This is a genomic window from Pseudomonas sp. GM21 (assembly GCF_000282215.1).
GTDB lineage: Bacteria > Pseudomonadota > Gammaproteobacteria > Pseudomonadales > Pseudomonadaceae > Aquipseudomonas.
The window spans coordinates 90,050-111,952 of record NZ_AKJS01000118.1 but is presented as its reverse complement, the minus strand read 5'-3'; the positions used below and the strand labels follow the sequence as shown (position 1 = coordinate 111,952).

Below are 21,903 nucleotides of genomic sequence, written 5' to 3'. Positions count from 1 at the left end.
TCCACACCGGCACCATCACCGACGGCAAGGAATGGGGTCGCGAGTCGGAACTGGGCTACACCGTACAAAGCGGGCCGTTGAAAAGCCTCAACGTCAAATGGCGCAACTCGACCATGCGCCGCGACTACAGTAACAACGAGTTCGACGAAAACCGGGTGATCATCAACTATCCGATCAGTTTGTTATAAACCTCGGCGCCGGCACTCACGCTCAGGGAGTGCCGGCGCTAACCGCTGGTCACTTCGTACTGGCGGTATGTACAACCGCAGATACAGTCAGGCTGTGCGTTTAAATTCTCCAGCCTGATGTAGGAGCCCCTTTTTCTTCCGTTATCTCCGGATGCTGTACGTGAAGCTGCCATGACCAAGGAGGTCAGGTATGAGCAAGCGAATAGTTATCGTCGGTGGCGGTGTAGGTGGAACCATGCTGGCCAATCAATTGGTCAGCAAGTTGTATCCAGAAATCCTGCGCGGCGAAGTCTCGATTGCACTACTGTCCAATTCCCCCGATCACTTCTACAAACCTGCGTTCATGTATGCGGCGTTCAATCAGTTCTTTGAAGAAGAACTTAAACGCCCGGAACGTTCATTGTTGCGCCCGGAAATCAGCTTTCATATCGAAGAGGTCACGCGATTTGATTTTCCCGGCCAATGTCTGATAACCCGCTGCGGCAAGCGTTATGACTATGACTTTCTGGTCATTGCCACTGGTTGCGTGCCCGCACCAGAGCGTATCGAAGGCTTGAAAGAAGCCGGCGACCACTTCTACCAATATCAACCCGCCCGACAATTGGCTGAACGCCTGAGCACGATCAAAAAGGGTCGGATTTTCATCACGGTGTCCTTTCCGCAAACTCCCAACGTGCCGCATCAATGCGGCATCGCCCCGGTTGAAACAACGCTGATGCTCGACGATTTCCTGCGGCGTCGGGGTGTGCGCGCCCATGTGGAAATCATCTACACCTACCCGACCACCGCACAGCTGCTGCGCAACTGCCTGTTTCTGCAACGGCCTACCGGTGAAATATTGCCCGGCATTTTCGAACAGAAGAATATTCACTTCCAACGCGGTTTCACCCTCGACCGGGTCGATCCGGATCAGAAGATCGCCTACTCGGCAGAAGGCGATGCGCAACCGTTCGACATCCTGATGGCAACGCCGCCGATTTGCGCCGTGGAGGCCGTGCGCGAGTGCGGCGTCTCGCAAGCGCCGAACGATGAAGGCTGGTTGCCGACCAACCACGAAACGTTACGGGTCTATGGCCTCGAAAACGTCTACGTGATTGGCGACACCGTCGACCTGCCGGTGAGCAAGGCCGGGGGCGCCTGCCATAACCAGGCACCCGTGATCGCCAATAACATTGCCTCCGAGATTCGCCATGGCGCGCCCAACAGTGTGTATGACGGACGGGTTCAGGCCGTGGCGCAGATGGGCCTCAATGCCGGTATGCCGCTGGTGTACGACTACGCCCATGACGTGCTGCCGACACCGCCGACCAAACTCGGCGGTTTGCTCAGGAACGGCTTCAATCGTGGCCTGTATTGGGCGGTTGCCCGTGGAATACTTTGACCCTGCACAGGGAGGAGTGAACAGTGAATAAACTGACGGATGAAACGCTGGGGGCCAGTGCTACCAGTACGCCGGGGTGGAATGCCCTGATGGCAAAACTTCAGCCGCTGATCGACGGTGGGCGGCTGGACAACATTGTCGATGCCTTGTCGCTGGTCTCGGACATGATTGACCTGCTGGACCCTGCGATGGTGGAAAAACTGGCGCAGCTGTTCGAAAACGCTACGGCGTCCACCTGGATGATAGGCAATGCCGTGCGTCTGGCCAAAGCCGAGGTCGCCGCCGCCCCGGCACCACCGGGAGCCTATGCCTTGATCAAATTGCTGAACGACCCGGACACACGCAAAGGCGTGGCTATTGTCTTGAAAACGCTGAACGTCATCGGAAGACAACTGTAACCGCCGGCAGACTAAGTTAGAACTAATTGGATACCACTCTATTATTAAAAAAACCTAAAACCTGTTAGTTCTAACAGTAGATCCCCCCCTACCAAACTTCTAAAGTTCCTTGAGGAAAAATATCTACCGACGTCAACCACGACCGACTTTTTACAGACCTGCATCAACCGCGTATCGCCATTTAACGCCGTGCTGGACAGCGCGTTTAAACCTCTTCGCAAGGACGCAACCCATGTTTGAACAAGAGCTCAGGCCGTATCAGGATCGATTGGCTCAACACCCGATTTATGGCGCTATTCGTTCGGTCGAACACGTCAGAATATTCATGAGTCACCATGTCTTTGCAGTATGGGACTTCATGAGCCTGGCCAAACGCCTGCAGCGTGACTTTACCTGTGTAGAGCTGCCTTGGATGCCGGTGCTGAATGAAGACAGCGCTCGCCTCATCAATGAAATCATAACCGGTGAAGAATCGGATATTGGCCATGATGGCCACCCGGTCAGTCATTTCCGACTGTACCTCGATGCCATGACTGAAGTCAGTGCACCCACTGAAAAAATCGACACCTTTATCCATCAATTTGCCCACTCTTACTCTCTCGGAAAGTCACTGGACCAATCCCGCGCTCCGGCGTACGTAAAGACATTTGTCAAACATACGATTAAGACAGCGCGCAACAGCTCAACTGCCGAAGTGGCCAGCAGCTTTCTTTTTGGCCGTGAAGACCCAATCCCCCAAATGTTCCAAACTCTAATGGAGCGCTGGGGGCTAACGGCTCATCAAGCGCCGAAGTTGACTTATTACCTTAATCGACACATCGAAGTAGACAGCGGCGACCATGGCCCTGGCGCACAAAAAATACTGTCTCGTTTAATCATCACGCCGCAGGTGCGGGAAAAAGCACTGCAAGCGGCCATTGACGCGATCGAACACCGAATCAAGTTATGGAACGGTATCTATCGAGAAATAAAAAAATCGGATGCATATGCCTAGTCATTCACTGCCACTCAAGGATAGAGAGGACCACCTCATGCCCACACAACGAGAGCTTAAGGTTTCAGTAAGCACTACCGACTGGGACGCCAAGGCCTACCAGCAATTCTCCCGACTTCGACAACGACCGGTGAATGAACTGCTTGATCGTGTCGACATCAAAAATCCCAAACACATCTACGATCTGGGTTGCGGCACAGGCATAGCGACGCAGGCTCTCGCCAAGCGCTGGCCCCGAGCGAACTTGATGGGCATCGACAGTTCGGAGCAAATGCTTCAAGAGTCCAGAAGTCTGCCGATCAGGGCCCGATGGAAACAGTGCGACCTGCAAAACTGGCAACCCGAACAGCCCGCTGACTTGCTGTTTGCCGCTGCCGTGCTGCATTTCATCGACGATCATCCACAGCTGTTGCCTCGATTGCTCAAGCATTTGGACCCGGGTGGTTGTCTGGCGGCGCACATGCCCGATTGGCGCGATGCGATGTGGTATCGGCTAATGCTCGACACCCTCGACAGTGGTGGCCACGACGGGCAACCGCTGGGCACCCCGCAGCTACGTGAAAGCATGGCGCGGCGGCCATTGTTGTCGCTTGAGGACTACTACCGTCTGCTGGCGCCGCGCTGTGCAACGCTGGATATCTGGGAAACCGAGCAGCTACAGGTCGTCGACGGCAAGTCGCCGATTTATGACTGGGTCAAGGTGTCGGCGTTACGAGAGGTAATGCAGGGATTGAAGGATGACGAACAGGCGCGGTTCATCTTTCACTTCATGAGGCGGGTGCATGCGCATTACCCGCAGGAGGGGGATGGGCATACGTTGTTTCCGTTCAAGCGGGTTTTCATTGTGGCCACTGTGTAAGCCATGACATCGGAATCGCGGGCAAGTCGAATCGTCGCACCGCCGCTCCCACAATTGAAACGCATTCCCCTGTGGGAGCGTGGCTTGCCCGCGATGGCGTCAGTACAGGCAACAAAAAAACCGAATGTTACTCCCGCGACTCAACCCCCAACTCATCCCAAACCGACTCCGCCAAGTGGAACGTCGCATTCGCCGCCGGGATGCCGCAGTAGATCGCGCTCTGCATGATCACTTCCTTGATCTCGCCACGGGTCACGCCATTGTTGGCGGCGGCGCGCAGGTGCAGTTTGAGTTCGCCCTCGCGGTTCATGCCGATCAGCATGGAAATGGTGATCAGGCTGCGGGTGTGGCGCGGCAGGCCCGGGCGGGTCCAGATGTCGCCCCAGGCGTGGCGGGTGATCATCTCCTGAAATTCCGAGTTGAACTCGGTCAGGGTCGTCAGGCTGCGGTCGACGTGAGCGTCGCCGAGCACTGCGCGACGGACTTTCATGCCTTCGTCGTAACGTTGTTTCTCGTCCACAACAATCCCCTTAATGAGCGTTCAAAAACGCCAACACTCGCTCGCTGAACGCAGCGTCGGCCTGGACGTTGGACAAATGCGCAGCATAGAACTCTGCGTATTCGGCGCCCTGCACATGTTCTTGAATGAAGTGTCCGCCGGATGGCGGCGTGACCGCGTCTTCGGTACCAGCAATGACCAGCAGCGGCGCCTTGATCGAAGACAACTGCTCACGGAAGTCGGCATCACGCACCGCCGCGCAATTGGCCGCGTAGCCTTGAGGCGAAGTGGCGGCCAGCATGTCGGTGATTCGCTTCGCGGCAGACGGATTGGCTTCGGCAAAGTCCGGGGTAAACCAGCGCGCAATCGAGGCATCGCGCAGCGCGACCATCGCGGCCGGACCGTCGCGCAATACAGTTTCAATGCGCGGGTTCCAGATCGACGGGTCGCCGATTTTCGCGGCGGTGTTGCACACCACCAGTTTGTTCAATCGATCACCGGCATTGATCCCCAGCCATTGGCCGATCAATCCGCCCATCGACAAACCACAGAAATGCGCGCGTTCAATGTGCAACGCATCCAGCAGCGCCAACACGTCGCGGCCCAGTTGTTCAATGCTGTACGGGCCAGGTGTCACCAGCGATTGGCCGTGACCACGGGTGTCGAAACGCAACACGCGCAAATGCTCGGTGAACGCCGCAATTTGCGCGTCCCACATGTGCAGGTCGGTGCCCAGCGAGTTGGACAGCACCAATACCGGTGCATCCTCAGGCCCATCAAGTTGGTAGTGCAGTTCGCCCTCGGCGAGTTGTACAAAAGCCACAGCAATCTCCTTCAGGCAGTCAACGCAGAATGTTCAGCCACCGCCCGCTCGACCCAGGTATGGGCCTGGCCGAGGTAATGGGCGGGGTCCAGCAGACGATCAAGTTCAGCATCAGAAAGCTCGGCGGTCACTTGCGGTTCGTCACCGAGGACGGCGCGCAGATGACGCTGTTCAGCCACCGCACGCTTGCAGCAGAGTTCCAACAGATGATGCGCGGTGTCGCGGCCGACCCGTTGGGCGAGGACGATGCTCACCGCTTCGGCCAGCACCAGGCCTTGGGTCAGATCGAGGTTGCGCGCCATGCGATTCGCGTCCACTTCCATCCCCTGCGCCACCAGCAACGCTTGCTTGAGGCCGCCGGACACCAGGCAGCAAATCTCTGGCAAGGTTTCCCATTCCGCATGCCACAGACCGAGGCTGCGTTCGTGTTCTTGCGGCATGGCGCTGAAGAGGGTCGAGAGCAAACCGGGAACGCGAGTCGCCGCACCGATCAGCACCGCTGCGCCCACCGGGTTGCGCTTGTGCGGCATGGTCGAGGAACCGCCCTTGCCGGGCGCCGATGGTTCGAAGACTTCGCCCGCCTCGGTTTGCATCAACAGGCTGATGTCGCGGCCGAGTTTGCCCAGGCTGCCGGCAATCAATCCCAGCACCGAACCAAACTCCACCAGACGATCACGCTGGGTGTGCCAAGGCTGCTCCGGCAAGGTCAGTTGCAGTTCTTCGGCCAGGGCTTCAGCAATCGGCATCGCCTGTTCGCCCAGTGCGGCCAGGGTTCCGGAGGCGCCGCCGAATTGCAGCACCAACAGACGTGGCTTGAGCTCTTGCAAACGTTGACGGCTGCGAGTGACCGCACCCAGCCAACCGGCGATTTTCATGCCGAGGGTGACCGGTGTTGCATGCTGCAACCACGTGCGGCCAGCCAAGGGGGTGGCGACATGACGTCCGGCTTGAGTCGCGAGGGTGTCGCCCAGTTGCGCCAGATCACTTTCGATCAGCGCCAGCGCCTCACGCAATTGCAACACCAGACCGGTGTCCATCACGTCCTGGCTGGTCGCACCCAAATGCACGTAGCGCTCGGCTTCGGCATCACTGGCTGCGATCTGCTTGCCCAACGCCTTGACCAATGGGATGGCGGAATTGCCTGCCGTGGCAATGGCCTCGCCGAGGGCGGCGAAATCGTAATGCCCGGCCTGACACGCGGCTTCAATGGGGGCGACAGCCGTTTGCGGAATCAGCCCGACACGCGCCTCGGCCCGGGCCAGTGCGGCTTCGAAATCGAGCATGGCCTGAACGCGGCCTTGATCACAGAACACTTCACGCATATCGCGTGCAGTGAAATAGGCATCGAACAATTGATTGCCCGGTCGCTCGTTCATAAAACAGTCCCTGGAGGCGCGAGCCCGTCAGGCCCGCGCGTAAAGATCAAAGGTCGTGGTGCAAATACTTCGCCTGTTTCGGCAGACGCAAACTGAACAGGAACGCCACCGCCATCATTACCGTAACGTACCAGTAGAAGGAGTTTTCCATGCCCACGGCTTTCAGGCTCAGGGCAACGTATTCCGCCGAACCGCCGAAGATCGCATTGGCCACCGCGTAGGCCAGGCCGACACCCAGGGCACGCACCTCCGGCGGGAACATCTCGGCTTTTACCAGGCCACTGATCGAGGTGTAAAAGCTCACGATTGCCAGTGCCACGGTAATCAGCACAAAGGCCAGGAACGGACTGCTGACACTTTTGAGGCTCAACAGAATCGGCACGGTGCACAACGTCCCGAGGGCGCCGAACCAGAGCATCGAGTTACGTCGGCCAATCTTGTCCGCGAGCATGCCGAAGAACGGTTGCATGCACATATAAAGGAACAGCGCGCCGGTCATGATGTAGCTGGCGGTCTTGGCTTGCATGCCGGCGGTGTTCACCAGGTACTTCTGCATGTACGTGGTGAAGGTGTAGAAAATCAGCGAGCCACCGGCGGTATAACCGAGCACGGTAATGAATGCGGCTTTATGGTCGCGGAACAGCGCACTGATGCTGCCGGCGTCCTTGTTTTCGCGCATTTCCTTGCTGCTGGTTTCTTTCAGTGAACGACGCAGGTACAGCGAAACCAACGCAGCCAGCGCACCGACTACAAACGGAATCCGCCAGCCGTAGGCGCGCAACTCATCTTCAGTGAGGAACTGTTGCAGGACCACCACCAGCGACACCGCCAGCAACTGCCCTCCAATCAGCGTCACGTATTGGAACGAGGCGAAGAAGCCGCGCTGGCCCTTGAGCGCGACTTCACTCATGTAGGTGGCGGTGGTGCCGTACTCCCCGCCCACCGACAAACCTTGAATCAAACGTGCGAACAGCAACAGGATCGGGGCCCAGACGCCGATGTCCTTGTAGGTCGGCAGGCAAGCGATGAGCAACGAACCGAAGCACATCATCAGAATCGAGATGAGCATCGAATTCTTGCGCCCGTGCTTGTCCGCCAGCCGCCCGAAAATCCAGCCGCCGATGGGACGCATCAGGAACCCGGCGGCGAATACGCCAGCGGTGTTGACCAGCTGCACGGTTGGGTTGTCGGACGGGAAAAAGGCTGGCGCAAAATAGATCGCGCAAAAGGCGTAAACGTAGAAGTCGAACCATTCGACGAGGTTGCCGGACGAAGCGCCGACAATGGCGAAGATCCGCTTGCTGCGTTCTTCACCGGTGTAATGAGCTTCAATAGCTGTGGGCGTAGTCATTGTTTTTCACTCAATGGGGACGTTGAGAGTCTAGACACACTTCGCAACAATCCCGTTCCGCAAATGCCGTATTCACACTGATCGTTCCCACGCTCCGCGTGGAAATGCATCCCGTGACGCTCCGCGTCACAGTGAACGCGGAGCGTTCATGGCGGCATTCCCACGCAGAGCGTGGGAACGATCACAATGACACTCCGCAATCGCGAGCAGGCTCACTCCTACAGGGATTTCCGGTGTTCTCAATAATCGAAGAACACCGTCTCGGCATCAGTGCCCTGCAAAATCACATTCCACTGATAGACACCCGACGCATCCTGCTTCGCCAGCAACGTGCTGCGGCGCTCGGCCGGAACACATTCCAGCAGCGGATCCGCCACGTTGGCCGGCTCGCCATCGAAGTAAATCCGCGTCAGCAAGTGCTTGACCAGCCCGCGAGCAAACACCAGCACCACCAGGTGCGGCGCCTGGGTCGAGCCTTTCAGGCCTTCAACCGTACCCGGCTTGATGGTGGTGAAACGAAAGCGCCCTTCGGCATCCACCGGCACCCGGCCAAAGCCTTCGAAGTTCGGGTCCAGCGGTTTGTCCTGATCATCTTCCGGATGGTCGTATTTGCCGGCGGCGTTGGCCTGCCAGACTTCCAGCATCGCATCGTTGACGACATCGCCGTTGCCATCGACAACTTGCCCGGTGATCGCCACGCGCTCGCCGAGGGTTTGTGCAACGGTCAGGTCTTCGCGGTTCAGCCAGGTCAGGCCGATGTGGTAATACGGCCCGACGGTGTGGGACGTGGTCGCGTTCAGCGTCATCTTATTTCTCCATCGGCGTGGCGTCGCGGCCGCGCAAGACGATGTCCCAGCGATAACCGAGGGCATAGGAAGGGATGGTTTTTTCCAGATCAAACGTCGCGATCAAACGCTCTTTGGCGCTGGTATCGGGCACGCAGTTGTAGATCGGGTCGTACGCCAGCAGCGGGTCGCCCGGGAAATACATCTGCGTGACCAAGCGCGTCAGAATGCTCGGCCCGAACAGTGAGAAATGGATGTGCGCCGGGCGCCACGCGTTGTGGTGGTTGCCCCACGGGTAGGCGCCTGGCTTGATGGTCTGGAACTGATACCAGCCATCGGCGTCGGTCACGGTGCGGCCGGTGCCGGTGAAGTTCGGGTCCAGCGGCGCGTCGTGCAGGTCACGGGCGTGGTTGTAGCGACCGGCGGCGTTGGCCTGCCAGATTTCCACCAGAATTCCCGGTACCGGCAAACCGTTTTCATCCAGCACGCGGCCGTGAATGATGATGCGCTCGCCCTGTGGTTCACCTTCGTGTTGAGCGGTCAGGTCGTTGTCCTTCTCATTGACGCGATCAGCGCCAATGGTCGGCCCGGTGATTTCCGACAGCGAGTGTGGCAAAAACACCAACGGCTTGGACGGTGAGCGCAGGTTGGTGGATTGATATGTCGGGTGCAGGTAATCGGGCTGAGTGCCCGCCTGCGGGCGGCGGTAACCAGGCTTGTCAGTCATTTCGCTTTCCTCTGTTCTTATTTGTCGACGCGACGTGTCAGACGCGTTCGATCGCCAGCGCCAGACCCTGGCCTACGCCGACGCACATGGTCGCCAGACCTTTCTTGCCACCGGTCTTTTCCAGCTGATGCAATGCGGTCAGCACCAGACGCGCACCGCTCATGCCCAGCGGATGACCCAAGGCAATGGCGCCGCCGTTCGGGTTGACCTGAGCCGCGTCGTCCGCCAGCCCCAGTTCACGCAACACCGCCAGGCCTTGGCTGGCGAAGGCTTCGTTGAGTTCGATCACATCGAAATCGCTGACCGCCAATCCAAGACGCTCGGTCAGTTTGCGCACCGCCGGGACCGGGCCAATGCCCATCACCCGAGGCGCAACGCCGGCGCTCGCCATACCCAGCACTTTAGCGCGTGCGGTCAGTCCGTGTTTCTTCACCGCCTCGGCGGACGCCAGAATCAATGCCGCCGCACCATCGTTCACGCCTGAAGCGTTGCCGGCGGTGACGGTTTTGTCGGGGCCGTTGACCGGCTTGAGTTTGGCCAACATTTCCAGGGTGGTGTCGGCGCGCGGATGTTCGTCCTGCGTGACCACCGTTTCACCCTTCTTGTGGGCAATCCGTACTTCTACGATTTCTTCAGCGAAATATCCTGCAGCTTGCGCGGCAGCTGTGCGCTGCTGGCTACGCAAAGCGAAAGCATCCTGGTCTTCACGGGACACTTCGTAATCGTCAGCCACGTTGTCGGCGGTCTGCGGCATGGCATCCACGCCATATTGCGCTTTCATCAACGGGTTGATGAAGCGCCAGCCGATCGTGGTGTCTTCCAGCTTCATGTTGCGCGAGAACGCTGCGTCGGCTTTGCCCATCACGAACGGGGCGCGGGACATCGACTCGACACCACCGGCAATCGTCAGCTCCATTTCGCCGCTGGCGATGGCGCGGAACGCGGTGCCGATAGCATCCATGCCCGAGGCGCAGAGGCGATTGAGCGTGACGCCCGGAATGGCTTCCGGCAGTCCGGCCAGCAGCAGCGCCATGCGTGCGACGTTACGGTTGTCTTCGCCAGCCTGGTTGGCGCAGCCGAAGAACACCTCGTCTACCGCATTCCAGTCCACCGACGGATTGCGCGCCATCAGCGCCTTGAGCGGCACGGCGGCCAGATCGTCAGCGCGAACCGCCGACAGACCGCCGCCGAAACGGCCGATAGGCGTGCGAATGGCGTCGCAGATATAAACGTCACGCATCAGGCTTCTCCGGGTGCTTGGCCGTGGGCGGCAGCGGTGCGGGCTTCCAGATCCCTGAGAGCCGTGAGTTCGACTTCAGTCGGCTCAGCCGTGTTTTCAACCGTGTCAGCGAAGCGAATCGCCCAACCGGTGGCGGCGACCACTTGCTCGCGGGTCACACCTGGGTGCAATGCGGTAACCACAAATTCATGGGTGCCGGCTTCCGGTTCCATGATGCACAGGTCGGTAATGATGCCCACCGGACCAGCGCCCGGCAGACCGAGACGCTTGCGCGAATCACCACCCTCGCCATGGCCAACCGAAGTAATGAAGTCGAGTTTATCGACAAACGAGCGCGCCGACTGCTTGAGGATAATCAGGACACTTTTGGCCGAACCGGCAATCTCCGGTGCGCCACCGGCACCCGGCAGACGAACCTTCGGCGCATGGTAGTCGCCGACGACGGTGGTGTTGATGTTGCCGAAACGGTCGACTTGCGCGGCACCGAGGAAACCGACGTCAATGCGCCCGCCCTGCAACCAATAGCGAAAAATCTCACCGGTCGGGACTACGGTGTCAGCGGTTTCCGCCAGCTCACCGTCACCGATCGACAGCGGCAGTACGCTTGGCTTGGCGCCAATCGGACCCGATTCGTAGATCAGGACTACATCAGGCGAGGAAGTAAGACGCGCCAGGTTGGCCGCTTTCGATGGCAAGCCGATGCCGACGAAGCACACAGAACCGTTCTTCAAACGGCGAGCGGCGGCAACGGTCATCATTTCATTGGTGGTGTAAGTCATTACTTGGCCTCCGAAGCAGCGGCCAGCTTGGCCTGGAACTCGCTGAAGTCAGCGCAGCCGTGGATGTATTCGTTGATCCACGCGGTGAAGGTTTCACGGTCGCGGGCAATCGGGTCCCAGGCTTGGTAGAAACGGTTATCACGCTCGTTGTAACCGTGAGCGTAGGACGGATGCGCACCGCCAGGGACGTGGCAGACCGCGCTCAACGCCCAGGTCGGCAGAACACAGGAGTTCATCGGGGCATTGAGGTCGTCGACGATTTCCTCGACGGTAACGATGCAGCGCTTGGCGGCCAGTGCCGCTTCTTTTTGTACGCCGAGAATGCCCCAGAGCAGCACGTTGCCTTTGCGGTCGGCTTTTTGGGCGTGAATCACGGTGATGTCCGGTCGCACCGAAGGCACGGCGGCCAACACTTCACCGGTAAACGGGCAGGTGACGGTTTTGATCAACGGGTTGACCTTCGGCAGGTCGGAACCGGCGTAGGCACGCAACACCGCGAACGGCAGGCCGGAGGCACCAGCGACGTAGGCATTGGCCAGGTCGGCGTGGCTGTGCTCCTCGATCTCCAGCGCGTGCGGCCACTGCTTTTCGACGGCATCACGCAGACGGTGTAGCGAACCGACACCCGGGTTGCCGCCCCAGGAGAAAATCAACTTGCGAGCACAACCGGCGCCGATCAACTGGTCGTAGATCAGGTCCGGGGTCATGCGTACCAGCGTCAGGTCTTTCTTGCCCTGACGAATGATTTCATGACCCGCCGCCGTAGGAATCAGATGGGTAAAGCCTTCGAGTGCGACGGTATCGCCGTCGTTTACGAATTGCTTCACCGCGTCGTGCAGCGAAAGGATTTCAGCCATGGGGCAGGCTCCCGTTTTGTTATGAACCGACAGTGGAAGAAAAAGGCGCGATGCGCGCGCCGGAGTGCCTAAAGATTAAGCCTCTGAAAAACACCAAACAATCCGATAATCGACTATGTGTTCGTTTATCGAACATATTGTTGTCTGCCTATCGATGATCGTTCCCACGCTCTGCGTGGGAATGCAGACAGGGACGCTCCGCGTCCCAAAGCGGACGCAGAGCGTCCATTGAGGCATTCCCACGCGGAGCGTGGGTACGATCAAATCAGGCTATCAGGTCGCATCCGCATGACTGACCATGCCCTTGATCACCACCGCCGTGGTCGCCAGCGCCGCCGGAATCACCAGCGCCGTCAGCACCTGCTCGAAATTCCAGCCCAGCCCCAGCAATGTCGCGCCCATCCACGCACCGAGAATCGCGCCGAAACGGCCAATCCCGAGCATCCACGACACACCGGTCGCCCGCCCTTGCGTCGGGTAAAACCGCGCCGCCAGCGATGGCATCGCCGATTGCGCCCCGTTGACGCACATGCCTGCCACCAGCACCAACGTCGCCAATAGCGTGATGTTGCCCAGGCTCTGCCCTACCGCGTAGGCAAACACCCCGGCCAGCAGGTAGAAAATGCCGATGACCTTGTGCGGATTGAACCGGTCCATCGCCCAACCTACGCCCACCGCACTCAGCACACCGCCAAACTGGAACAGTGCGCCAATGAATGCGGCCTGCTCCATGCTCGCGCCGCTGTCACGCATCAACGTCGGCAGCCAACTGGTTAGCAGGTACACAATCACCAGCCCCATGAAGTAGGTCAGCCACAGCAATAATGTGCCGGTGCTGTAAGTGCCCGAGAAGATCACTGCGAGCACGTTGCGAGCTTTCACGGTTTTCTGTTCTGGCACGCTGAAGCTCGAAGCCTGCGCGACAACGCTCGGGTCGATGGGGGCCAGCGTCTTGCGCACTTTGTCGGTGCCCCGGTTACGGACGACCAGATAGCGCGCCGATTCCGGCAGCCAAAACAGCAGAACCACGGTGAGGATCAGCGGCAGGATCCCGCCGATCAGCAACAGGCTGTGCCAGCCGAACGCTGGGATCAGCTTGGCCGAGATAAACCCGCCGCCGGCCATCCCGAGGTTGAAGCCGCAGAACATGCTGGTCACCAGCAGGGACTTTTTGCGTTCCGGGGTGTATTCCGACAGCAAAGTCGTGGCGTTCGGCATACCCGCGCCTAGACCCAGACCGGTGAGAAAACGCAGTACCAGCAATTGATCGACATTGGTGCTGTAGGCCGATGCCAGACTGAAGGCGCCAAACACCAACACCGCGCCGACCAGCACGACTTTTCGCCCGAAACGGTCCGCCAATGGGCCGGAACCCAGCGCACCGAAGACCATGCCGATCAACGCAGCACTCATGACCGGGCCGAGACTGGCGCGGTCGATGCCCCAATCCTGCGACAACGCAGGCGCAATAAAGCCCATGGCCGCCGTATCGAGGCCATCAAGGAAGACAATCAGGAAACACAGGATCACCACTCGCCACTGATAGCGCGAAATGGGCTGAGCATTGATGAAGGACTGCACGTCGAGGCAGTTACCTACAGAAGACTGGGGCTGGTTCATTATTTTTATTCCACACAAAAACACTATCGGACAAGTGCCAGCCAGGGCCGGCACTGCCGCGACAGTAATGATCCGGGGGAAAGACCGTCAATTCGATAAACGCGAGTCTGTGCGTTTATCGAACATCTTAGGCGGAGAACCTGGAACGGCGCCTTAGGCGAAGAGCTGCGCGCTGAGGTCGCGGCTGGCGCTGAGCAGTCCCGGCAGGAATCGCTGCTCCAGCTCATTGCGACTGACACGGCCGGCGTGGGTGCTGACGTTCAAGGCGGCCACCACCTGGCCAGAAGCGTCGTACACCGGCACGGCAATCGAACGCAGACCCTGTTCCAGTTCCTGATCAACGATGCACCAGCCTTGTTGCCGCACTTCTTGCAGGCATTCGAGCAACGCCTCGGGCGTGTGCAGGGTGCGGCTGGTCTTGGCTTGCAGCTCTGCATGATCGAGGTATTCACGCAGCGAGGTGTCATCCAGCGCGGCGAGTAGTATCCGACCCATTGAAGTGCAATAGGCGGGCAAACGGCCGCCCACTGAAAGGTCGACCGAAATCAGCCGCTGGGTCGTTGCCGAACGCGCGATGTATAAAATGTCGTCACCTTCCAGCGTGGCCATGTTGCACGCCTCATGAAGTTGCTCACTCATGCGGTCCAGATACGGCTGGGCCGACACCGCCAGAGGTGTCGACGACACGTAGGCATGGCCCAGGGTCAACACTTTGGGCAGCAGCGAATAGGTACGACCGTCGGTGGTGGCGTAGCCGAGTTTGATCAAGGTATGCAGGCAACGTCGCACCGCTGCACGGGGAATTTCCGTACGATGACTGATCTGGGCAATGGTCAGATGCCGCTTGCGCTCTTGAAACGCTTGCACTACCGCCAGGCCGCGAGCCAGGGAGGTCATGAAATCGGGGTCGCCGGTCAGGGCCTGAATTCGCTTGGCGGGTGAGGCGACAATCGGCGGCGCGACTGAAGTGAAAGAGTTGCGCATTTGATCGTTCATGACAGGTCCTTTCCGAGGCGGATCAGCGGTTATTACACGCGGCCCCCGCTTCAGCACACAAGACAGGGACTGCCGAGATCGGGCGATTATCGAACCACAGGGCGATAATCGCAACCCGTACCCCTCACCGCCCAAGCTGCTCGCCGCTGGTTTTCGCACCGAACACTAAACGGTTTTAACCGTGTTCGATCACGGACTTGAAAAGTCATGTCTTCGGCCTAACTTATCGACTTCATGGCGCCAGAAAGACATCACTGCAAAGTGACATCATCGCCACCCCCTTATTAACGTTGAAAGTTGCGAGTAACAAAACCATCACACACGAAGAACAACTTTTAACTCTCAAATGATAGTGTTCTTCGAATCGACCGCTATAATACACCTCAGTGGCAACCCGGTTTTTATGTACCGGTTGCGCCACCGGACGGCCCGGTATTCTACCGTTGCTGCCCACAGCAAGCGCTTGGCGCTCATTCATATGCTCCGCCAACGCCCGCGCTGAAACAGGTAACTGATGCTACGTCAGCTGTTTTTCTCTGGTGCCGTGGCCGCCTGCAACATGGAAGTATTGTTCGCATGCCGTAAAACGATGCTTTTGGCATTGTCCTTTCCGCGAGTGTGGTCAATAGATTCAATGCAGCGCGTTTCACCAGAATTAATCTCAACTCATACAGGTAGCACTGTGACGAAAGACGAACTGCGCGCGGAACTTGAGCGCCAGGAACAACGTTACAAGGAAGTTTACGGCGGGGAAGTCACCACCTACGCCGCTCAGCCCGAGCCGGAACGCAAACCCTGGCGTAAACGCGCCACCGTTCAGGATCAGGCGTTCACTCAGGAATTGCAGAAGATGGAAAAGGAACTCAAAGCCGAAGAGCCTTGACCGACTCGGCACAACTCCTTTCAGAGGTCTGCGTCTGCTCCCGTTAAAAGCGGGCTGCATCGATGAAGCCTTTCGCGCCCGCTACAAGCGGGCAGCGGCCACCTCACCCATCGGATGAGGTAAATGGCTTGTTTCTGACCCTCCTCTCAGAAATTTCCCACGGGCGTTTAAACCTCTCGACTTCACGAGAGAAACCCTTGTGGCTGCGGCATTCCCCCATAATTTCAAAGACTTGCAAAACCCGGCAAAACGCTGGGAGATAGGCTGATGCCACAAACTAATTCGTTGAAGAATGTAACCGATGAGCAGCAAGTGCATTGATTAGCGGTCTTTTCTGGCATAATCGCGCCCCCTTACGACCGGGTCAGAAAACCTTCATGATCGATTTATTCAGCGGACTTGATGCTTGGGTGCTTGTGAGCCTCTTGCTCGCCCTGGCCTTTGTCCTCGCCTTCGAGTTCATCAACGGCTTTCATGACACCGCAAACGCGGTGGCTACTGTTATCTACACCAAAGCCATGCCGCCTCATCTGGCGGTGTTCTTTTCCGGTGTGTTCAACTTCCTCGGCGTGCTGCTGGGCGGTGTAGGCGTGGCGTACGCCATCGTCCACCTGCTGCCGGTAGAACTGCTGATCAATGTGAACACCGGTCACGGACTGGCCATGGTGTTCTCGCTGCTTGCTGCTGCCATCACCTGGAACCTGGGCACCTGGTACTTCGGTATCCCGGCGTCCAGCTCCCATACCCTGATCGGTTCGATCCTCGGTGTTGGCCTGGCCAACGCGTTGATCAACGGCATTCCGTTGGCCGATGGCGTGAACTGGCAGAAGGCGATCGATATCGGCGCCTCCCTGGTGTTCTCGCCAATGGCCGGCTTCGCTGTCGCGGCACTGGTGTTGATCGGCCTTAAATGGTGGCGCCCACTGTCCAAGATGCACAAGACACCGGACCAGCGCCGCAAGCTCGATGACAAGAAGCACCCACCGTTCTGGAACCGTCTGGTCCTGGTGATCTCGGCCATGGCCGTTAGCTTCGTGCACGGTTCCAACGATGGCCAGAAAGGTATCGGCCTGATCATGCTGGTGCTGATCGGTATCGTGCCGGCGCAGTTCGTACTCGACCTGGGCAGCACGACTTACCAGATCGAACGGACTCGTGATGCGACCCTGCACTTGAGCCAGTTCTACAAGCGCAACGCCGACACCCTGGGTGAATACCTGGCGCTGGGCAAAAGCATAGAAGGCGATCTGCCGGAGAAATTCCGTTGCAACCCGCAACAGACCGAACCGACCATCACCGCCCTGCTTGGCACCCTTAAAGGTGTATCGGACTATCACTCGTTGTCGTCGGAAAGCCGCATCGAAGTGCGTCGTTATCTGCTCTGCCTGGATGACACGGCAAAGAAAGTCGCCAAGTTGCCTACCCTCAATGCCCGTGAAAAGGCTGACCTGGACAAACTGCGCAAAGACCTGACCACCACCACCGAATACGCTCCGTTCTGGGTGATTCTGGCGGTGGCACTGGCGCTGGGCCTGGGCACCATGGTCGGCTGGAAACGCGTGGTACTGACCATCGGCGAGAAGATCGGCAAGCAAGGCATGACTTACGCCCAAGGCATGTCGGCGCAGATTACCACCGCGTGCATGATCGGCCTGGCCAACATCTTCAGCCTGCCGGTGTCCACCACTCATGTGCTGTCTTCGGGCGTGGCCGGCACCATGGTCGCGAACAAAAGCGGTCTGCAAGGCGGCACGGTGAAAACCATCCTGCTGGCTTGGGTCCTGACCCTGCCTGCGACGGTGGCCCTGTCGGCCGGCCTGTTCTGGCTGGCATCAAAGGCATTGGGTAGCTGATATCTCGCTGCTAAATAAAAAGGCGCGATCCGAGAGGTTCGCGCCTTTTTTGTGCTTACTAACTTCCAGACACCAAAGCTCCCACAGGGTTTTGTATTGCCAGATCGAAATCGCAGGCACAAAAAAAGGGCAACCATAAGTTGCCCAAAATGCCTTGCGTGCTCATTACATCCGGAAAGAACTACGATTTGCGCTTGTGCGAATCTTTCCAGATAAAAACGCCTAATCCTGCGAAAAACAAAACCATGAGGCTGACAGTCAGCACTCCGGCGAACACCACGTTGTCGAAAAACATGACTGGCCTCCAGGACTTGTTCTGTTGCGATAGGGCTAAGTTAACCAAACAGTCGCAGAAGAAAATTGACCTGGATCAATGTCGCCCGAGACCGGACGTAAACGAGGGGAAATAACTGACCTGCATCAAAAGATGCAGGGTACTTCAACGCTTTTTCGGCTTGTTCTTCGGCTTCTTCTTGGCTTTACCCAATGGCATCGCCTGCTCGAACGCCTGACGAACTTCGTTCAGACGTTTTTCATTGAGGTCGTGAACCCGCTTGGCGCGTTCCGAATTGAGATCTATCAGCTTATCGTCTTGGCTCATGGTGCTCTGTGCATCGTTTGACAGGGTTATTGCAATAATGCGGTCTGACGACCGCGCTGACCAGCCGCAACCTCAAATCTGAATATCGACCCACAGGCCCTGCCGCGGCTCATCCTCCATCAACGGCGCCACCGGCACCGTGTTATCGGCATTCAGTTCGTCACCGGGAATCGCCAGGTGTGCCTCCGGGTCATCATCGGCCTCGCGACGGCGACGCTCTCGCTCCTGCTTGCGACGCTGTTCCTCGCGCAACTGAAAAGCCGCTTCCTCGGGATCGCGCTGCTGCAGGTCGATCGTGCTTTCGCTGGAGCTTTCCTGCACCGGCGCCACCGGCGCAATCTCCGGGCGCGGGCGAATCGGGTCCTGCTGTGAGGTGATCGGCACGGCACTCAAGGGGAGCATCGGTGGCAGCATAATTCAGTCTCCTGTCAGCAGGCTGTCGGCTGCGAGGATGGCGACTTGAGCCATCGGTCGCAAACTGTGACCTGTTTGGCACGAATGGGTGGCCTGGCCTGCGGGCAAGGTTTCGTTGGGCTAACGTAAGACTGCGAGTTTTTATGAGAGTCCTTTGGCCCTCGAGGTCTCATTCCGTTAAGATAGCCCGCTTTTTCAAGGTGGGAGTCAGGCAGCATGGCGCAGCAGTATCAACCGGGGCAACGCTGGATCAGTGACAGCGAAGCCGAGCTGGGTTTAGGCACCGTTCTGGCACAGGACGGCCGCTTGTTGACCGTGCTCTATCCGGCCACTGGCGAAACTCGCCAGTACGCGCTAAGGAATGCGCCTCTCACCCGCGTGCGGTTTTCGCCCGGTGACTCGATCACTCACTTTGAAGGCTGGAAACTGACGGTTCAGGAAGTCGACGACGTCGATGGCCTGCTGGTTTACCACGGCCTCAACGCGCAGAACGAAGGGGTGACCCTGCCGGAAACCCAGCTGTCGAACTTCATTCAGTTCCGTCTGGCCAGTGACCGTTTGTTCGCCGGGCAGATCGACCCGCTGCCCTGGTTCTCCCTGCGTTACAACACCCTGGAACACACCAGCCGCCAATTGCAGTCCGCCCTTTGGGGCCTGGGTGGCGTACGTGCGCAACCGATCGCGCACCAATTGCATATCGCCCGTGAAGTCGCCGACCGCATTGCGCCGCGTGTTCTGCTGGCCGACGAAGTAGGCCTGGGTAAAACCATCGAAGCCGGTCTGGTGATCCATCGCCAACTGCTTTCGGGCCGCGCCAACCGCGTGCTGATCCTGGTTCCCGAGAACCTGCAGCACCAGTGGCTGGTCGAGATGCGCCGCCGCTTCAACCTGCAAGTCGCGCTGTTCGACGAAGAACGCTTCATCGAAAGCGATGCCACCAACCCGTTCGAAGACACCCAGCTTGCGCTGGTTGCTCTGGAGTGGCTGGTGGAAGACGAAAAGGCTCAGGATGCGCTGTTCGCCGCCGGCTGGGACTTGATGGTCGTCGACGAAGCTCACCACCTGGTGTGGCATGAAGACAACGCCAGCCCGGAATACACCCTGGTCGAGCAGCTCGCTGAGACCATCCCCGGCGTGCTGTTGCTGACCGCGACCCCGGAGCAACTGGGTCAGGACAGCCACTTCGCCCGTCTGCGCCTGCTCGACCCGAACCGTTTCCATGACTTGGCCGCCTTCCGCGCCGAGAGCGAAAACTATCGCCCGGTGGCCGAAGCCGTTCAGGAGTTGCTGGACAAGGGGCGCCTGTCGCCTGAAGCACACAAGACCATTCACGGCTTCCTCGGCAACGAAGGCGAAGCGCTGCTGGCCGCCGTGAACGATGGCGACACCGAAGCCAGCGCCCGCCTCGTGCGCGAACTGCTGGATCGCCACGGCACCGGCCGCGTGCTGTTCCGTAACACTCGCGCCGCCGTGCAGGGTTTCCCGGAGCGCAAACTGCACCCGTACCCGCTGCCCTGCCCTGACCAATACCTCGAACTGCCACTGGGCGATCACGCCGAGTTGTACCCGGAAGTCAGCTTCCAGGCCCAGCCGGACGCCAACGAAGAAGAGCGCTGGTGGAAGTTTGACCCGCGCGTCGAGTGGCTGATCGATACCCTGAAGATGCTCAAGCGCACCAAGGTGCTGGTGATCTGCGCGCACGCCGAAACTGCCATGGACCTGGAAGACGCCCTGCGCGTACGTTCCGGGATTCCGGCCACGGTGTTCCACGAAGGCATGAACATCCTCGAACGTGACCGCGCCGCCGCTTATTTCGCCGATGAAGAATTCGGTGCACAAGTGCTGATCTGCTCGGAAATCGGCAGTGAGGGTCGCAACTTCCAGTTCTCGCACCACTTGGTATTGTTCGATCTGCCTGCGCACCCGGATCTGCTGGAGCAGCGTATCGGTCGTCTGGACCGGATCGGCCAGAAGCACACCATCGAATTGCATGTGCCTTATCTGGAAACCAGCCCGCAAGAGCGCCTGTTCCAGTGGTATCACGAGGCGCTGAACGCGTTCCTCAACACCTGCCCGACCGGCAACGCCTTGCAGCATCAGTTCGGCCCGCGCCTGCTGCCGCTGCTGGAAGAGGCCGACGACAGCGAGTGGCAAGCGCTGATCGACGAAGCCCGCACCGAGCGTGAGCGACTGGAAGCCGACTTGCACACCGGCCGTGACCGCTTGCTGGAGCTCAATTCCGGCGGTGCCGGTGAAGGCGACGCACTGGTTGAAGACATTCTTGAGCAAGACGATCAGTTCACCCTGCCGATCTACATGGAAACCCTGTTCGACGCGTTCGGCATCGACAGCGAAGACCATTCGGAAAATGCGCTGATCCTCAAACCGAGCGAAAAAATGCTCGACGCCAGCTTCCCGCTGGGCGACGACGAAGGCGTGACAATCACTTACGACCGCAACCAGGCGCTGTCTCGTGAAGACATGCAGTTCATCACCTGGGAGCACCCGATGGTTCAGGGCGGCATGGACCTGGTCCTGTCCGGCTCGATGGGCAACACCGCCGTGGCGCTGATCAAAAACAAGGCGCTCAAACCTGGCACCGTATTGCTGGAACTGCTCTACGTCAGCGAAGTGGTTGCACCGCGCTCGCTGCAACTGGGCCGTTACCTGCCACCGGCTGCCCTGCGCTGCCTGCTCGACACCAACGGCAACGACCTCTCGGCCCGCGTGTCGTTCGAGACCTTGAACGATCAGCTGGAAAGCGTACCGCGTGCCAGCGCCAACAAGTTCATCCAGGCTCAGCGTGATCAGTTGACGCCACGGATCAACGCCGGCGAAGACAAGATCTTCCCGCGTCATGCCGAGCGTGTTGCCGAAGCGCAGCGTCGTCTGGCAGCTGACACCGACGAAGAACTGGCTCGCCTGACAGCGTTGCAAGCCGTCAACCCGACCGTGCGCGATAGCGAACTGGTTGCCCTGCGCAAACAACGCGAGCAAGGCTTGGCCATGCTTGAAAAGGCTGCGCTGCGACTGGAAGCGATTCGAGTGTTGGTGGCGGGTTAATCTTCCGCATCTACTGCGTCAATAAAAAAGGCCCGCAGCGATGCGGGCTTTTTTATTGGACGAATTTTTGGTTCTGTCAGTTCAAGATTTCAAACTTCCAAGCGGAGCTTTCTAATAATTGCGCAGGACATTTCTGACAACCGAATAGGAGAATTCGTTAAAGCCATAGAACAGCAAATAAACACATTTAACGTCGCCCCTCCCCGCGCTCAAAAC

General features: G+C 58.7%; 22 protein-coding genes. 8 read left to right on the top strand and 14 right to left on the bottom strand.

The window, feature by feature from the left end:
• The 5 genes from PMI22_RS09015 to PMI22_RS09035 all read left to right on the top strand — a co-directional run.
• On the top strand, positions 1-188 hold a 188-nt coding region (locus tag PMI22_RS09015; RefSeq protein WP_007947300.1), incomplete at its 5' end, for an OprD family outer membrane porin.
• 190 nt (positions 189-378) lie between these two features.
• A complete protein-coding gene (locus PMI22_RS09020) occupies positions 379-1,569 on the top strand; it encodes an NAD(P)/FAD-dependent oxidoreductase (RefSeq protein ID WP_007947299.1) in 1,191 nt (396 codons plus the stop codon).
• Between the two features lie 23 nt (positions 1,570-1,592).
• Entirely contained in the window at positions 1,593-1,967 is a 375-nt protein-coding gene (locus PMI22_RS09025; protein ID WP_007947297.1) for a DUF1641 domain-containing protein, read from the top strand.
• A gap of 232 nt (positions 1,968-2,199) precedes the next feature.
• On the top strand, positions 2,200-2,961 hold the full coding sequence (locus tag PMI22_RS09030) for a DUF3050 domain-containing protein (protein WP_007947296.1): 762 nt from the start codon (positions 2,200-2,202) through the stop codon (positions 2,959-2,961).
• Positions 2,962-2,998: 37 nt separating this feature from the next.
• A complete protein-coding gene (locus PMI22_RS09035) occupies positions 2,999-3,820 on the top strand; it encodes a methyltransferase domain-containing protein (protein WP_007947295.1) in 822 nt (273 codons plus the stop codon).
• 127 nt (positions 3,821-3,947) lie between these two features.
• Here the strand turns inward: PMI22_RS09035 and pcaC are convergent, their stop codons facing one another.
• The 11 genes from pcaC to pcaR all read right to left on the bottom strand — a co-directional run bounded on the left by pcaC (position 3,948) and on the right by pcaR (position 14,873).
• A complete protein-coding gene (gene pcaC, locus PMI22_RS09040) occupies positions 3,948-4,340 on the bottom strand; it encodes a 4-carboxymuconolactone decarboxylase (protein ID WP_007947294.1) in 393 nt (130 codons plus the stop codon).
• Positions 4,341-4,350: 10 nt separating this feature from the next.
• Positions 4,351-5,142, bottom strand: a complete 792-nt coding sequence (pcaD, locus tag PMI22_RS09045; protein WP_007947293.1) for a 3-oxoadipate enol-lactonase — start codon at positions 5,140-5,142, stop codon at positions 4,351-4,353.
• A gap of 11 nt (positions 5,143-5,153) precedes the next feature.
• Complete coding sequence (locus tag PMI22_RS09050; protein WP_007947292.1) at positions 5,154-6,518, bottom strand: 3-carboxy-cis,cis-muconate cycloisomerase; 1,365 nt, start codon at positions 6,516-6,518, stop codon at positions 5,154-5,156.
• 46 nt (positions 6,519-6,564) lie between these two features.
• Complete coding sequence (locus PMI22_RS09055) at positions 6,565-7,869, bottom strand: MFS family transporter (protein WP_007947291.1); 1,305 nt, start codon at positions 7,867-7,869, stop codon at positions 6,565-6,567.
• A 239-nt stretch (positions 7,870-8,108) separates the two neighbouring features.
• Entirely contained in the window at positions 8,109-8,675 is a 567-nt protein-coding gene (gene pcaG, locus PMI22_RS09060; protein WP_007947290.1) for a protocatechuate 3,4-dioxygenase subunit alpha, read from the bottom strand.
• Between the two features lies 1 nt (position 8,676).
• On the bottom strand, positions 8,677-9,381 hold the full coding sequence (pcaH, locus tag PMI22_RS09065) for a protocatechuate 3,4-dioxygenase subunit beta (protein WP_007947288.1): 705 nt from the start codon (positions 9,379-9,381) through the stop codon (positions 8,677-8,679).
• Between the two features lie 37 nt (positions 9,382-9,418).
• Positions 9,419-10,624, bottom strand: a complete 1,206-nt coding sequence (gene pcaF / locus PMI22_RS09070) for a 3-oxoadipyl-CoA thiolase (RefSeq protein ID WP_177323442.1) — start codon at positions 10,622-10,624, stop codon at positions 9,419-9,421.
• Positions 10,621-11,400 (bottom strand): CoA-transferase subunit beta, encoded by a 780-nt coding sequence (locus tag PMI22_RS09075; RefSeq protein ID WP_007947286.1) that lies wholly within the window; start codon positions 11,398-11,400, stop codon positions 10,621-10,623. Before PMI22_RS09075 ends, pcaF begins: the two co-directional genes overlap by 4 nt.
• Positions 11,400-12,257, bottom strand: coding sequence for a CoA transferase subunit A (locus tag PMI22_RS09080; protein ID WP_007947285.1), 858 nt, complete (start codon positions 12,255-12,257; stop codon positions 11,400-11,402). The genes PMI22_RS09075 and PMI22_RS09080 overlap by 1 nt, the downstream gene beginning before the upstream one ends.
• A gap of 273 nt (positions 12,258-12,530) precedes the next feature.
• Positions 12,531-13,877, bottom strand: a complete 1,347-nt coding sequence (locus PMI22_RS09085) for an MFS transporter (protein ID WP_007947282.1) — start codon at positions 13,875-13,877, stop codon at positions 12,531-12,533.
• A gap of 153 nt (positions 13,878-14,030) precedes the next feature.
• Entirely contained in the window at positions 14,031-14,873 is an 843-nt protein-coding gene (pcaR, locus tag PMI22_RS09090) for a pca regulon transcriptional regulator PcaR (RefSeq protein WP_007947281.1), read from the bottom strand.
• Positions 14,874-15,555: 682 nt separating this feature from the next.
• On the opposite strand from pcaR, the gene PMI22_RS0129555 reads away from it, so the two are divergent.
• The gene (locus tag PMI22_RS0129555) at positions 15,556-15,756 is read left to right on the top strand and encodes a hypothetical protein (RefSeq protein WP_007935837.1); all 201 of its coding nucleotides are present in this window, start codon (positions 15,556-15,558) and stop codon (positions 15,754-15,756) included.
• Positions 15,757-16,133: 377 nt separating this feature from the next.
• Entirely contained in the window at positions 16,134-17,609 is a 1,476-nt protein-coding gene (locus PMI22_RS09095; RefSeq protein WP_033049464.1) for an inorganic phosphate transporter, read from the top strand.
• A 181-nt stretch (positions 17,610-17,790) separates the two neighbouring features.
• On the opposite strand, the gene ccoM is transcribed toward PMI22_RS09095, so the two are convergent.
• The 3 genes from ccoM to PMI22_RS09105 form a co-directional block, all read right to left on the bottom strand.
• The gene (gene ccoM, locus PMI22_RS32345) at positions 17,791-17,904 is read right to left on the bottom strand and encodes a cytochrome c oxidase subunit CcoM (RefSeq protein ID WP_007947278.1); all 114 of its coding nucleotides are present in this window, start codon (positions 17,902-17,904) and stop codon (positions 17,791-17,793) included.
• 144 nt (positions 17,905-18,048) lie between these two features.
• Positions 18,049-18,210: a hypothetical protein gene (locus PMI22_RS31650; RefSeq protein ID WP_007935839.1), complete on the bottom strand. Its 162-nt coding sequence runs from the start codon at positions 18,208-18,210 to the stop codon at positions 18,049-18,051.
• Between the two features lie 72 nt (positions 18,211-18,282).
• Positions 18,283-18,624 carry a hypothetical protein gene (locus PMI22_RS09105; protein WP_007947277.1) on the bottom strand — a complete coding sequence of 114 codons (342 nt, stop codon included), beginning with the start codon at positions 18,622-18,624 and terminating at the stop codon, positions 18,283-18,285.
• A 216-nt stretch (positions 18,625-18,840) separates the two neighbouring features.
• Between PMI22_RS09105 and rapA the strand changes: the two genes are divergently transcribed.
• A complete protein-coding gene (rapA, locus tag PMI22_RS09110) occupies positions 18,841-21,687 on the top strand; it encodes an RNA polymerase-associated protein RapA (RefSeq protein ID WP_007947276.1) in 2,847 nt (948 codons plus the stop codon).
• Positions 21,688-21,903: the final 216 nt, after the last annotated feature.

Excerpts from the sequence above, each read along its gene's own strand:
- PMI22_RS09020 (WP_007947299.1), top strand. The coding sequence starts at position 379 with ATGAGCAAGCGAATAGTTATCGTCGGTGGCGGTGTAGGTGGAACCATG.
- PMI22_RS09030 (WP_007947296.1), top strand. The coding sequence starts at position 2,200 with ATGTTTGAACAAGAGCTCAGGCCGTATCAGGATCGATTGGCTCAACAC.
- PMI22_RS09035 (WP_007947295.1), top strand. The coding sequence starts at position 2,999 with ATGCCCACACAACGAGAGCTTAAGGTTTCAGTAAGCACTACCGACTGG.
- PMI22_RS09050 (WP_007947292.1), bottom strand. The coding sequence starts at position 6,518 with ATGAACGAGCGACCGGGCAATCAATTGTTCGATGCCTATTTCACTGCA.
- PMI22_RS09055 (WP_007947291.1), bottom strand. The coding sequence starts at position 7,869 with ATGACTACGCCCACAGCTATTGAAGCTCATTACACCGGTGAAGAACGC.
- pcaG (WP_007947290.1), bottom strand. The coding sequence starts at position 8,675 with ATGACGCTGAACGCGACCACGTCCCACACCGTCGGGCCGTATTACCAC.
- pcaH (WP_007947288.1), bottom strand. The coding sequence starts at position 9,381 with ATGACTGACAAGCCTGGTTACCGCCGCCCGCAGGCGGGCACTCAGCCC.
- PMI22_RS09075 (WP_007947286.1), bottom strand. The coding sequence starts at position 11,400 with ATGACTTACACCACCAATGAAATGATGACCGTTGCCGCCGCTCGCCGT.
- PMI22_RS09080 (WP_007947285.1), bottom strand. The coding sequence starts at position 12,257 with ATGGCTGAAATCCTTTCGCTGCACGACGCGGTGAAGCAATTCGTAAAC.
- PMI22_RS09085 (WP_007947282.1), bottom strand. The coding sequence starts at position 13,877 with ATGAACCAGCCCCAGTCTTCTGTAGGTAACTGCCTCGACGTGCAGTCC.
- pcaR (WP_007947281.1), bottom strand. The coding sequence starts at position 14,873 with ATGAACGATCAAATGCGCAACTCTTTCACTTCAGTCGCGCCGCCGATT.
- PMI22_RS09095 (WP_033049464.1), top strand. The coding sequence starts at position 16,134 with ATGATCGATTTATTCAGCGGACTTGATGCTTGGGTGCTTGTGAGCCTC.
- ccoM (WP_007947278.1), bottom strand. The coding sequence starts at position 17,904 with ATGTTTTTCGACAACGTGGTGTTCGCCGGAGTGCTGACTGTCAGCCTC.
- PMI22_RS31650 (WP_007935839.1), bottom strand. The coding sequence starts at position 18,210 with ATGAGCCAAGACGATAAGCTGATAGATCTCAATTCGGAACGCGCCAAG.
- PMI22_RS09105 (WP_007947277.1), bottom strand. The coding sequence starts at position 18,624 with ATGCTGCCACCGATGCTCCCCTTGAGTGCCGTGCCGATCACCTCACAG.
- rapA (WP_007947276.1), top strand. The coding sequence starts at position 18,841 with ATGGCGCAGCAGTATCAACCGGGGCAACGCTGGATCAGTGACAGCGAA.